The organism is Thiocapsa roseopersicina, from assembly GCF_900106925.1.
GTDB classification, from domain to species: Bacteria; Pseudomonadota; Gammaproteobacteria; order Chromatiales; family Chromatiaceae; genus Thiocapsa; species Thiocapsa roseopersicina.
This window is the reverse complement of record NZ_FNNZ01000025.1, coordinates 44,970-56,734: the sequence shown is the minus strand read 5'-3', so window position 1 is coordinate 56,734 and position 11,765 is coordinate 44,970. Positions and strand designations below refer to the sequence as shown.

Annotated in this window: 11 protein-coding genes and 1 pseudogene; 9 read left to right on the top strand and 3 right to left on the bottom strand. The window is 60.2% G+C overall.

Features of this window, described 5'->3' with window-relative positions; all coding sequences use genetic code 11:
* Positions 1-385 (bottom strand): annotated as a pseudogene (locus tag BLV04_RS20165) (alcohol dehydrogenase catalytic domain-containing protein); the annotation flags it as partial.
* Between the two features lie 75 nt (positions 386-460).
* Between BLV04_RS20165 and BLV04_RS20160 the strand changes: the two are divergent.
* Together BLV04_RS20160 and BLV04_RS20155 are read left to right on the top strand one after the other, a co-directional pair.
* A complete protein-coding gene (locus BLV04_RS20160; protein WP_093036690.1) occupies positions 461-1,180 on the top strand; it encodes a transposase in 720 nt (239 codons plus the stop codon).
* 33 nt (positions 1,181-1,213) lie between these two features.
* On the top strand, positions 1,214-1,615 hold the full coding sequence (locus BLV04_RS20155) for a type I restriction-modification enzyme R subunit C-terminal domain-containing protein (RefSeq protein ID WP_342721919.1): 402 nt from the start codon (positions 1,214-1,216) through the stop codon (positions 1,613-1,615).
* A gap of 229 nt (positions 1,616-1,844) precedes the next feature.
* Here the strand turns inward: BLV04_RS20155 and BLV04_RS20150 are convergent, their stop codons facing one another.
* Positions 1,845-3,611 (bottom strand): collagen-like domain-containing protein, encoded by a 1,767-nt coding sequence (locus tag BLV04_RS20150; RefSeq protein ID WP_093036687.1) that lies wholly within the window; start codon positions 3,609-3,611, stop codon positions 1,845-1,847.
* Between the two features lie 557 nt (positions 3,612-4,168).
* On the opposite strand from BLV04_RS20150, the gene BLV04_RS20145 reads away from it, so the two are divergent.
* The 7 genes from BLV04_RS20145 to BLV04_RS20120 all read left to right on the top strand — a co-directional run bounded on the left by BLV04_RS20145 (position 4,169) and on the right by BLV04_RS20120 (position 9,588).
* Positions 4,169-4,549: an efflux RND transporter permease subunit gene (locus BLV04_RS20145; protein WP_175534721.1), complete on the top strand. Its 381-nt coding sequence runs from the start codon at positions 4,169-4,171 to the stop codon at positions 4,547-4,549.
* A 623-nt stretch (positions 4,550-5,172) separates the two neighbouring features.
* Positions 5,173-5,466 carry a BrnT family toxin gene (locus BLV04_RS20140; RefSeq protein ID WP_093036681.1) on the top strand — a complete coding sequence of 98 codons (294 nt, stop codon included), beginning with the start codon at positions 5,173-5,175 and terminating at the stop codon, positions 5,464-5,466.
* The gene (locus BLV04_RS20135) at positions 5,453-5,683 is read left to right on the top strand and encodes a BrnA antitoxin family protein (protein WP_217633749.1); all 231 of its coding nucleotides are present in this window, start codon (positions 5,453-5,455) and stop codon (positions 5,681-5,683) included. The genes BLV04_RS20140 and BLV04_RS20135 overlap by 14 nt, the downstream gene beginning before the upstream one ends.
* Positions 5,684-5,797: 114 nt before the next feature.
* Positions 5,798-7,600 (top strand): potassium/proton antiporter, encoded by a 1,803-nt coding sequence (locus BLV04_RS20130; protein ID WP_093036675.1) that lies wholly within the window; start codon positions 5,798-5,800, stop codon positions 7,598-7,600.
* Between the two features lie 344 nt (positions 7,601-7,944).
* A complete protein-coding gene (locus BLV04_RS20125; protein WP_093036672.1) occupies positions 7,945-8,196 on the top strand; it encodes a hypothetical protein in 252 nt (83 codons plus the stop codon).
* Positions 8,197-8,407: 211 nt separating this feature from the next.
* Positions 8,408-8,560, top strand: coding sequence for a hypothetical protein (locus BLV04_RS25755; protein WP_245731966.1), 153 nt, complete (start codon positions 8,408-8,410; stop codon positions 8,558-8,560).
* 50 nt (positions 8,561-8,610) lie between these two features.
* Positions 8,611-9,588 carry a universal stress protein gene (locus BLV04_RS20120; RefSeq protein ID WP_093036669.1) on the top strand — a complete coding sequence of 326 codons (978 nt, stop codon included), beginning with the start codon at positions 8,611-8,613 and terminating at the stop codon, positions 9,586-9,588.
* 163 nt (positions 9,589-9,751) lie between these two features.
* Here the strand turns inward: BLV04_RS20120 and BLV04_RS20115 are convergent, their stop codons facing one another.
* Positions 9,752-11,509 (bottom strand): hypothetical protein, encoded by a 1,758-nt coding sequence (locus tag BLV04_RS20115; protein ID WP_217633748.1) that lies wholly within the window; start codon positions 11,507-11,509, stop codon positions 9,752-9,754.
* Positions 11,510-11,765: the final 256 nt, after the last annotated feature.

The following is an 11,765-nucleotide window of genomic DNA, read 5'->3' as shown; positions in this document are numbered from 1 at the left end:
ACCGGCCGCTTTCCTTCGGACTGACTGGCCGGATTGAATCAGAACCAGTGGCCACTTTCCTTCGGACCGGGTGGCCACTTTCACCGGAATACGCAATGTAGCCGGTCCAGACCGTCGAGGCGATGGATTGGCAGAGGTTGGACTTAGTCGAGTTGCAGTATTCGCAGTCGCCGCATTCCGGAATATAGAGCGGGATGACATGGTCGCCCGGCTTCAGGCCCTTCACGCCGGGTCCGCATTCCACCACCTCGCACCCGCCCTCGTGGCCGAGCACGCAGGGAAAGGCACCCTCCGGATCTTGTCCGGAGAGCGTGAACGCATCGGTGTGACAGACGCCCGAGGCGACGACCTTCAGCAGGACCTCGCCCTCTTTCGGACCCTCCACATGGGGAAATGGGGACAGACCACGTTTTTCTGCTAGACTTCGTGTACCCCTGTTTCCCTGCCCGGTCCCGTTCCCATGCCCAGACGCGCCCGGATCGTCGCCGCCGGTTATCCGATGCACGTGATCCTGCGCGGGATCGACCGGGCCGCGGTATTCTTCGACGACGCAGATCGGCGGTACTTCCTGGAGTGGTTAAGCGCGGCGGCGGCTCAGGAGTCGGTGTCCGTGCATGGCTACGTGCTGATGACCAACCATGTCCATCTGCTGATGACCGCGGAGCGCGACGCCGGGGTGCCGGCCGTGTTGAAGCACCTCGGGCAGCGGTATGTCCAGTATGTCAACCGCACCTATCGCCGCACCGGCGGGCTGTTCGAGGGCCGTTTCCGCTCCGCGGTGATCGAGTCCGACCCCTATCTCTTGGCGTGTCAGCGCTACATTGAGCTGAACCCGGTCCGGGCGGCCATGGTCGCGGCGCCCGGTGATTTTTTCTGGTCCAGCTATCGGGCCAACGCCCTCGGCGAGCGTGACCCCGTGGTTACGCCGCATCCCGTATACCGCGACCTGGCGAGTTCCGAGGATGCGCGCCTGTCCGCCTATCGCCGGTTGTTCGCGGTCGAACTGAGCATCGAGCTACTTCAGCGCCTGCGCGACTGCACCAACGGCGGTTTTGTCGTCGGGCGCCCCCAGTTCGAGCGGCAGATTGCCGCCATGGTTGGCCGGCGCACTTGGAAGGGGTCCCCGGGACGTCCGCCCAAGGAGACCGACGTCGGAGCGCAAACGGAATTGGCCTTCTAGAAAACGTGGTCTGTCCCTGTTAACACGCGGTCCCTGTTAACACGCGAGCTGCGCCTCGCGCTCGATAAGCTGGGTTATTCCGATGCCAACCTGCGCCGGGCGTGGCAGGATGCCAGGAACGAAGAGATCGCCGCCTCGATCATCGGGTTCGTCCGTCAGGCCGCCCTCGGCGACGCGCTGATTCCCTTCGAGGAACGGGTCCGCGCCGCCATGCAGCGGATCCTCGCCAAATACCCCTGGAGCGATCCGCAGCGCAAATGGCTCAAGCGCATCGCGGAACAGATCGAGCGCGAGATCGTGGTAGACCGCTCGGCGCTCGACCGTGAGCCCTTCCAGGCGCATGGCGGTTTCAGTCGTTTGAACAAGGTGTTTGACGGTCAGCTCGAAGCCGTTCTAGGCGAGCTGAACGAGGCGCTCTGGGACGAGGCGGGATGATCAGCCGCGGCATGCCGACAACGCCTGTTAGCCGTTTGAAGACAAACAGCAATAAACTCCGCGGTCGAGTCAGTACCAAGGGGCGATTCACCCGGACCTGGGTCTTGATACTGAAACGACTTCACATCACCGGCTACGCGGTGCACCCACGCTAAGGACCTTTGCCCTCGCGTGGGTGTCCCTTGCCGGTCCGTGGCTTAGCGGATGCTCCTGCGCCGAGGTGCGGGCTTTACTGCTCGAAGCAATAGAGATGCAACTGGATGGAGCAATAGAGCCAACCGCCGGTGTGCGTCCAAGCCGCGGTCGACGCCCCGTAACTGCCCGTGTCTGCGTGGTCCGTGGCGTATGGTGGGTCCAGGGCGCCCCATGCCCGGCACGTCGTATCCAAGGTGGTCCTGGCGGGGGTCCCCGCTGCGACCGTGTTGGTCCACACAGACGTGGGGGCTAAGGTAAGCTCGGTTCCGTATTCGTCCTTATTTATAGGGTGCTTGATGGTGCCGTCCGTTAAATCCTCCCAATTATCCGCGACGAGGGTTTCGTCAACGAGTTCATAGGGGGATTGGCACCGTGTGAATGTAGTCGAGGGCGAGGACGTGCCGTCGGCTATCCAAGCTTTAAATGTTCCAGATATACCTGCATCCTCTGCTGCCGTCTGGCACTTGGCGTCTGCCCCTGCAACCCCGCCTAAATTTGCAGTGAATATTTGACGCGTGACAAAGACGAGCTTGGGCGTAGGCTCGCAACTGCCGTCTGCCCGCAAAGGAGCGCCCTGACCCCACGCTGATCCGTTCAGCGGGCCGTAAATACACCACTGAGCGGTGTCCATGTAAAAGTCGCCATCAATCCCCTCGACAAACTCGTCCGGTGGGCCGCATCCATTCAAGATCGTGTTGCCATCGCTCCCTGCCGGTCCTACTGGTCCTTGCGAGCCATCCGTACCATTGGTACCTGCTGGACCTGCCGGACCTGTCGAGCCATCCGCGCCTGCCGGACCTGCCGGACCGATCGAGCCAACCGCGCCTGCCGGACCTGCTGGACCTTGCGCACCATCCGCACCTACGAGGGTGATCGGGTCGCCCCAGCCTGCTTCACTCTTTGGTCCATAGATGTCCTGTGTGGTGGTGTTGATATAAAAGTCACCGTTGTTGCCCGTTGCCGTATCATCGGGGGTGGTGGCGCCGCTCAGGACGGTGCGCCCATCCGTACCATCCGTACCATCCGTACCATCCGTACCATCCGTACCATCCGTACCTGCTGGACCCGCCGGACCTGTCGAGCCATCCGCGCCTGCCGGACCCGCCGGACCTGTCGAGCCATCCGCGCCTGCCGGACCCGCCGGACCTGTCGAGCCAACCGCGCCTGCCGGACCTGCTGGACCTGCTGGACCTTGCGCACCATCCGCACCTACGAGGGGGATCGGGTCGCCCCAGCCTGCTTCACTCTTTGGTCCATAGATGTTCTGTGTGGCGGTGTTGATATAAAAGTCACCGATGTTGCCCGTTGACGCATCATCGGGGGTGGTGGTGCCGCTCAGGACGGTGCGCCCATCCGTACCATCCGTACCATCCGTACCATTGGTACCTGCTGGACCCGCCGGACCTGCCGAGCCATCCGCGCCCGCCGGACCCGCCGGACCTGTCGAGCCATCCGCGCCTGCCGGACCTTGCGCTCCGGTCGCTCCGGTCAAACCTATTTGACCCGTTTCGCCGGTATCACCTTTTAGACCTTGCGATCCTGTCAATCCCTGAATTCCCTGATCGCCTTGCTGGCCCTTCGCGTTCCAGGTGATTTTTGTCTCCACGCCCGAACATTTTTGTCGAGTATTAGAGGTATCAATCAGCCGAATTGTTTTTAAGAAATTTGAGTAACAACCCGTGTAAACTCCGTTTGCGTCTGGAATGGCGGCTTGGGCGTTGTTGGTCATCGGCAGCAGGCCGATACAGGCGGCGGCGATCAATCCACCTTGAATCCTTCTGTTAACCATAAAATACTCCATGTTATAGTCATTTATCCCACATCTGGGGTCCTATGGAATAGCAGAAATGCGATAGAAATTGATCTGGCACGACATGGGTCCTGAGTTCGCGAATCACAATGACAGGTCATCTTGCCTGTCGGAAACGGATAGAGAGAGTCACCGCGTTAGGACAAGTTCGAAACAAAAAGTGCCAGCTCGTAAAAACCGTATCGCGTCATCGTCAAAGGGTTAACCGGCATAGCCGGCTGCAGGCACTGTAGTCCCCACGAAAAAAGTGCTTGCTATTACAGCAGAGTATACCGAATTATGAAGTTTTTTCATGTTGACTCCAATTAATATCATCCGGTTACATCGGAGGCTTTCGTCTGTTGGCAACTCGATGTGGCTATACGGAGTGGCCAAGGCGACTTCGCGGTTCTTGGGCGGCACGGACGCGGCGGATCAGCGCCAGAGCTCCGAAAGTCTTTTATGAACCAAGAGAACTACTTCACAGTTTGTAGACTCAAGGTGCACATGCAGATGTGAACGGCGTCACGTTTCAAAGAATCGAAAACTTTATCTGCACGGACACGGCCTTGCAGCTGCGCGCCATCGTCGGCCAGGCGCAGGAGATCGCGGCCCGCACCACGGACGCCAATATCATCCCCTTCGTGCCGCCGGCCATCCCCGGGCTCGGCAACTCCGGCGGCTTCTCCTTCGTCCTGCAGGACTACACGGGAGGCGATCTCCAGGAGTTCGCCGCGGCGATGCGCGGCTTCATCGTCGCCGCCAACGCCCGATCCGCCGTCGGCAGCGCCTACAGCACCTTCCGCGCCGATGTCCCCATGCTCTTTCTGGAGGTGAATCGGGACAAGGTGCAGACGCTGCAAGTCCCCATGACGGAGCTGTTCTCTACCCTCCAGGCCCAGCTCGGCTCCACCTACATCAACGACTTCAACAAATTCGGACGCACTTAGTGGGTCATGGCGCAAGCCGAGGGAGACTTCCGCAGCACGCCGAGCGACATCCTGCGCCTGTTCGGAGCATGGGGTCAAGTCTTGCGGGAACATGGGGTCAAGTCTCAATACGTAGGGAGCATCGGGGAGTGCTCGGCCTACTCAAAACCCCGATGCCTCCCTTTGAAGGGTGCCGGGAGGATGTCGCACGTCTAGCCTTTAGGATGCGATGAAGGAGCACGGGGTCATGAAGGAGCACGGGGTCAAGTCTTGAAATCACGCAATGCGAAGGGAACATCGGGGAGTGCCCGGCCTACTCACAACCCCGATGCCTCCCTTTGAAGGGTGCCGGGAGGATGTCGCACGTCTAGCCTTTAGGAGGCGATGTGCACGGTCTGGATCCGGGAGAATGCGGAAGACTTGGGTCAAGACTGGATCCCGATGCCCGCACGATCAACGCCGGCATCGCGGATGCACCGCCCGCGCGTTCCAAAACCCCGGATCCTACCGCGTAAACTCGCCCACGCTCCCGCCTCCGTCCGTATTACACAACGTCCTTATTTCGCAGTCATTACCCAACCCGTCAACCGACTCCCGCGCATTTTTTCTTGACAGAAATATATACGCAATATATATACAAGACTATGGAGTTCGAATGGGACGATGCGAAAGACGAAGCAAATATCAGGAAGCATGGAATCTGCTTCGCTGAGGCCAAGCATGTTTTCGACAATCCCGTTCTGACACGGATCGATGACCGCGCCGACTACGGCGAGGTTCGCGAGATCAGCCTTGGTCTGTTGTCGCCGGATGCACCTTTGATGGTGCTGCATACGGCGCGCGGTGAAAAAATCCGCCTGATATCGGCTCGAAAGGCAAGCCGCCGGGAAAGGGTGATTTACGATGACTATCGCGAAAGATCGTTTGAAACAGATTGAGTCTATTTCCGAGAAGGAGATCGACTACTCGGACATACCGGAAACCGATGAGGCGTTTTGGGCGAAGGCGGAGCTTCGTCTTCCGCAGACCAAGAAGGGCGTCTATCTACGGCTCGATCCGGACCTGATCGATTGGCTGAAACGCCAGGGTCCGGGCTATCAGACCAGGATCAACGCGATTTTACGCTCATATATGGAGACGCATGAGCCGCGCTGATTGATCCGCCTTTTTCGAAACGGACGCCGCGAACAGAGTCGCTGGTACCGTATAGCGATGGCAGAAGTGTTTGGCCCCCTCTCTACCTGGCAGTGATGACCGGCGCAGGATGATATGGATTGGATGTTCACCACGATTCTCGTCGGAGCCGGACTGATTGCCCTGTCCATTCTGACAAGTGCGTTGGCGTTTCGCTTCGGAACCCCCCTGCTGCTGGTGTTTCTTGGTATCGGACTTGTCGCCGGGGAGGACGGTCTTGGCCTTGTCTTTGACAATGCGGAGGTTGCCTATTTTCTCGGCAGTCTTGCGCTGTCAGTGATTCTGTTTGACTCCGGTTTTGGAACGCGCGTACAGACCCTGCGGCGTGCGGCGGGTCCCGCGTTCGTATTGGCTACGGTCGGTGTGTTGCTCACCACGATTTTGGTCGGCGGAGCGGCACGCATTTTGTTCGATTTGCCATGGTTGTATGCGCTGCTGATGGGCGCGGTCATCAGCTCAACCGATGCCGCCGCAGTATTTTTTCTGCTGCGTACCGGTGGCGTGAAGATTTACAAGCGCGTCCGCTCGATGCTCGAAGTGGAGTCTGGCTCGAACGACCCGATGGCCATTTTTCTGACTGTGCTGTTCATCGAGTTGATTCTCGCCGATACCGACGGCAACCTGATGGCGAGCTTTGTGACGGGTTTCGGTCTCCAGATGGGGCTCGGACTTGTGGCCGGGCTGCTCGGTGGCTACCTGATTGTCGAGATCGTCAATCGGGTCCACCTCGAAGAAGCGCTCTATCCGATCCTGGTCATGTCCTGCGCGCTGTCTGTCTTCGGGCTTACCGCGTCTTTCGGTGGTAGCGGATTCCTGGCGATCTATGTCGCTGGAATCGTGGCCGGGAATCGGTCGATGAAATGGGCCTCGGCCTTGCGTCGCCATCAGCAAGGCATGACCTGGTTGGCGCAGATCGTGATGTTTCTGGTCTTGGGGTTATTCGTCACGCCGTCTCAATTCGGCGCAGTGCTGCTGCCGGCGTTGTTGCTTGGAGTCTTCCTCATTGTCATAGGACGCCCACTTGCGGTTCTCCTGTGCCTGCTTCCTTTTCGGTACGACCGACAGACGATTACCTTCAGTGCATGGGTGGGGCTGCGTGGCGCGGTGTCGATTCTGCTTGGAATTCTGCCCACCGTAATGGGGGTCGAAGGCTCGGACATTTTCCTGAATGTGGCTTTCATTATGGTTGTGACGTCTCTAATCATACAGGGCTGGACGATCAAGCCAGCAGCGCGATGGCTAAAGCTCGTCGTGCCGTCCGGGATAGGGCCGCTCGAGCGTATAGAATTGGAGCTGCCGGGCAATCCGAAGCATGAACTGCTGATCTATCGAGTGCTGGAGGATAGCCCTCTTATTAGCCGTGCGGCCACCTTGCCTCGATGGGCACGCCCTTCACTCGTGGTCAGGAATGGTCGTTCGATGCAACCAGAGCACGCCGGAACACTGAGGGCAGGGGACTTCGTCTATCTCTTCTCACCCCCGGAATACACGACACTGCTCGATCGTTTGTTTGCGCAAAACAAGAGTCCGGACCAGAACGACAAAGAGTATTTTGGCCAGTTTTTGATCAATACGGATGCACAGATTGTCGACTTGCTCAACGCTTACGACCTGCACGCACCGAAGGAGCTTGCACCCGCTCTGACGGTCGGAGCGTTCATGACGTCCGAGCTCGGGGGGTTGCCGGTTGTTGGAGACCGCGTACCAGTCGGAACATTCGACCTGGTGGTCCGAGGAGTTCGCCAGGGAAGGATCATTACGGAGGTGGGTCTGGCGCTGCACCGTGAGAGCCGAGCCTCGGCGTATGTGCGTAAGTCTCAACAGCAGGCGAACAGTCTTCCCATGAAGCTTGCAAAGCTGTTGAGTTACAAGTCCTAGCGGCAACAAGGAAGACGCAAACAATCCGAACCCGGCTTCAGTCATTGTCGGGTGTAACCGCCACAAGTCGAATGGTCGATCAAAAAGGGGGCGTGCGGTTGATCTCGCCGCCAGTATGCAGTGTAGCGGTCATTGAAAGGGTTGCTTCGCAGGAAAGCGCAATAACCGCTGATGGCAGGGACTTCCGGATTGCCGCCCGAGCTGGGCGACAACTCCGTGGAACCGAGTTCCCTCCGAGCACTGCGAGGCGGGTGTCCGATTCGCGGCTCGCCATTTCTCCGGGGCATCAGTGAGCGCTGCGTGGCGTCATGGCAACGCTGATGCGACTTCGCTGACCGTCCGCGATGCTGCAGGTCATCGCGCAAGCCGAGCTGATCTTTCATGGTTGGACGATTCCCCGCCTGGCGCGGCGGCTCAGGCTCAAGGTGCCGGCGAAACCGGGCCCGGACGAGTGCCTGGAGCTGACGCCTGCGCCGGCGGACGGTCACGCCATCTCGGGCACCCGCGCGCTCGGACGTCGCGCGAGCGATCTGCGCAATTCCACCGATGCCCGGGCCGTGGCGGTGCTGGGCGACGACCGGATGCTCACGGCGTAGGTCGCGGGTCCCCTAGCCCCGGGTGACTGGCTCGATTTGGTTGCCAAGGATGCCGACACCGCGACGCTCGGCGATCTGCCGGTGTCTCGGGTAGCCCTTGAGTTCCTCGACGAGCGGGTGTTTCTTCGTTGATGTCGTTCTGAACGGCAGTGCGCCCCTCGGCGCGGTCGCGGCCCGATATGGCCATCCCGTCCGGGACGGGATGGAAGGCATGCCCTGGGAGCAATTCATGTGTGCCAAGCTCGACGAGCTGGCGGTCGTCGGGAACCGGGTTCGTTTAGGGAAACTCGAGCTTGTCATCCGCGACATTCGGGATGACAAGATCACTCGGGTCGGTCTGCGCATTCCGACTCACCTGGAATGATCAACTGTCTAAGGTGCCGCACCGCACCATGAGCCGAACAGGAGTCTGAGATGAAACGGTTCAGGAACATCCTCTTCGTCGTGGATCCCGAGAAGGGCTGCAGGTCCGCCTTCGAGCGTGCGGTCCTGCTGGCCGAGAACAATCAGGCGGAGTTCGTCGTCGTTGACGTAATTCCCCGCGTGAGCGCCGGATTCCGCCTTCGCGGCGGCGGCACAACTGCAGAGGAACTGCAGGCTGCAGCGACGGAGCAGCGCCTGCACCGTCTGGAGTCATTGATCAAGCCCTACGAGCCGCGGCTCGGCATCCAGCTAAAGATCCTGACGGGGACGCCCTACCTCGAGATCATTCGCGAGGTCCTGCGCAGCAATCATGACTTGGTGATCCGCCCGCCGGAGGATGCAGGCTGGTTCGGCCGTTTGTTCGGCAGCGACGACATGAACCTGCTGCGTCAGTGCCCCTGTCCGGTGTGGGCCGTCAAGTGCAAGGGCTCAGGGTCCTTTCGACGGATCCTGGCGGCAGTGGATGTGGACGAGAGCAGCCTGCGGCCCGAGGAGATGCGGCATGCGATGAACCTCCGGATCCTGGAGATCGCGGGGTCTCTGGCGCTGTCGGAATTTGCCGATCTGCATGTCGTCCATGTCTGGGACGCCATCGGCGAGATGCTCCTTCGCGGGACCGTTGTCAGTACCCCGGACGCTGAGGTCTCTGCCTATGTCGACCAGGTCCGAGAGCGCCACGCGAACTATCTGACGGTACTCCTGCAAGAGGTCACCGGCATCTTGGGAGCGGATGCGCTGGACTATCTAAAACCGAAAACGCACCTCGTGCGCGGAGAGGCCCGAAGGAAGATCCCGACGCTCGCACGCAAGATCGGCGCCGATGTTGTCGTGATGGGCACGGTCGGCCGTGGCGGTATCCCCGGCTTGCTGATGGGCAACACGGCCGAGGCCATCCTGCAACAGGTGGATTGTTCCGTGCTTGCGACCAAGCCACCCGGTTTTGTCACATCAGTTGCACTGGACGGCTGAGCGCGCGCAGCATCGCCGAAATTCGGCCCGCGTCGACGTCGAAATGGTTGTAGCCAAATCAGCTCTTGTCCAAGCCGTCCGACAAAGGTGTTGCACCCAAGTTGGACGGCTTTTCTCGTTGCGGCTCCGCAGCGGGGAGTCGGCGCGCGAGCGAGCGAAGACATCACGGTTGAAAGTAGACGATGTCTTCCAGACTCACCCGCCCTTTCGCCAGCCCCAACCGCATAGCCGGCGTTTGCTTGTCCATGCCAACGAGCACGTAGTTGTAGAAGACCCTGAACATTTCCAGGAGCTGCACAATCGAGCGCGGATTGTACGCACTGTACCCGTGCCAGACGCGGCGGTTGTTGCTGGCGGTCGCGATGGGGCGCTCCAGCAACGAGAGGCGCCGACGCACTTGCATGAAGAAGGTGTCGATGGCGTGCAAACTGGCCTTGTTGTAGAGCCGGGCTAAATGGTCCTCGTCATAGTCGTCATGGTCTGTCAGGTAGCAGACGGCCTTCTCAGGCTCGCTCATGCTCGGGAAGGGGTGCGTGAGCCACCGATCCTTCCAGTGACCGATAACGGACATGTCGGCGAGCGCTTCCTTGATGAGGAGCAAGCGTAGCGCCTGGCGATCCAAATCGGGGCGCTCTTCTTCCAGGGCGTGGAAACGCTCACGGCTGCGCTTCAGGGCATGCTTGCGATCATCGACGGTCATGTCTTTGTTGATGCGCACGTAGAAGGCATCGGCGGAGCGCTCAGTCACCCGTTCGGCGAAGGCGCCCAGCACGGCGGCGCGCATCCCCGAGTCCTGATCGAGGAACAGGCGGACTTTCTCCGCGCCCATGCTCAGGTCTCGCAAGAGGAAGCAATGGCCGTAGAGAGTGTATTCCGCATGGACCTGCATGCCACTCTTTGGCAGCTGCGTGGTCCGCCCTGGTTCCTCGAAGACCTCGACATCGGACCGAGACTCCGCGTCCTTATAGCGCGCGGCGACGGCGCCATTGAGGGTGCCGTCGGCGCTTGACAGAGCGCTCTTAGCCCTGTGCTGGGCCGCTGCGTAGTCGCTGGCCAACCATAAGCGGGCATGACGGCGGAACGGCATCTGCAACTCGCCATCGCCGAGGGTCGCGGCGTCCTGCTCGATGACGTCGGCCGCGACATCCGGGTCGAAGTTCAGGTGCATTCCGAACACATATCGGGTCACGTTGTCAGCGCTGCCGACGGCTGTGAGCTGGACGTTGCGCTTGTCTTCGCGTTGCGTCCAGTTCACGACGTAGTCCTGTCGGTCCACACCGATATAGAGCCGCGGGATCGAGAAACCTTCAAGCAGGCGCCGCTCCCGATGGCCGACGAAGGCCAGGCACTGACGATGAAGGAAGTCCAACTTCGGGTACAGCGTCCCGGGGGCGATATCGGCAATTTCACACAAGCGCCGGAATGGGCTCCTGTTCATCAAGAGCTGGAAAATCAGCCGGTTCTTGTGCGGCTGCTTCTGCCCGACGGTCGCGTCACCCACCGAAAAGGTCTTGGTGCAGGTGTTGCAGCGGTAGCGCTTGGAGCCAGAGCGGGTGGTGCCATAGCGGCGGTAGTGGGGTGAGCCGCGCGAGACTGAGATGCCATGATTGACACAATCGAAGTCAGGGCAAGATGGCTCCGGAGGCACACTCAGATAGACGCCAAGACGCTTGCGCTCCTCAGCGATGCCCTGGTTACTCTTGAGCGGCGGATACTCGCCGCAGGCATGGCACTTGAGCACCGGATACTGCCGACCAGCACTGACCACCGCATAGCGGTCACGTTGGGCGCCGCGCCCCGTGGTCTGGGCCGCTGGAATGCCATAATTCTCACAGCCGGGATTCTTGCAGAAGTTTACCTGGATCCCCTCGCATGCAGGCGGGATCCGAGGCATGAAACCTGCGGAAGAATTCTTCTCCAACGAATGATCCCGCTATCCCCAGTGAGATAGCGGGATCGTAGGCAGATGGCCACCCGAGCGCAACACCTTTGTCGGACGGCTTGGCTCTTGCCCCGATTCTTTCGTCAGGCGCGCATCAACATCTTACGCGAAGCCTCGGAGAGGCTCCTCGGGAGCTTATCAACAGCCCGATTCTTCGTCGGATCGAAAGCCATTCCAAAAACGACCGTTTTTGAGACGTCCACGCTCGGGGGTACCCTTCGGGGTGAGCCGCACC

Coding starts and splice junctions, on each gene's coding strand:
- BLV04_RS20140 (WP_093036681.1), top strand. CDS start 5,173: ATGGAGTTCGAATGGGACGATGCGAAAGACGAAGCAAATATCAGGAAG.
- BLV04_RS20120 (WP_093036669.1), top strand. CDS start 8,611: ATGAAACGGTTCAGGAACATCCTCTTCGTCGTGGATCCCGAGAAGGGC.
- BLV04_RS20160 (WP_093036690.1), top strand. CDS start 461: ATGCCCAGACGCGCCCGGATCGTCGCCGCCGGTTATCCGATGCACGTG.
- BLV04_RS20125 (WP_093036672.1), top strand. CDS start 7,945: ATGCTGCAGGTCATCGCGCAAGCCGAGCTGATCTTTCATGGTTGGACG.
- BLV04_RS25755 (WP_245731966.1), top strand. CDS start 8,408: ATGCCCTGGGAGCAATTCATGTGTGCCAAGCTCGACGAGCTGGCGGTC.
- BLV04_RS20130 (WP_093036675.1), top strand. CDS start 5,798: ATGGATTGGATGTTCACCACGATTCTCGTCGGAGCCGGACTGATTGCC.
- BLV04_RS20150 (WP_093036687.1), bottom strand. CDS start 3,611: ATGGAGTATTTTATGGTTAACAGAAGGATTCAAGGTGGATTGATCGCC.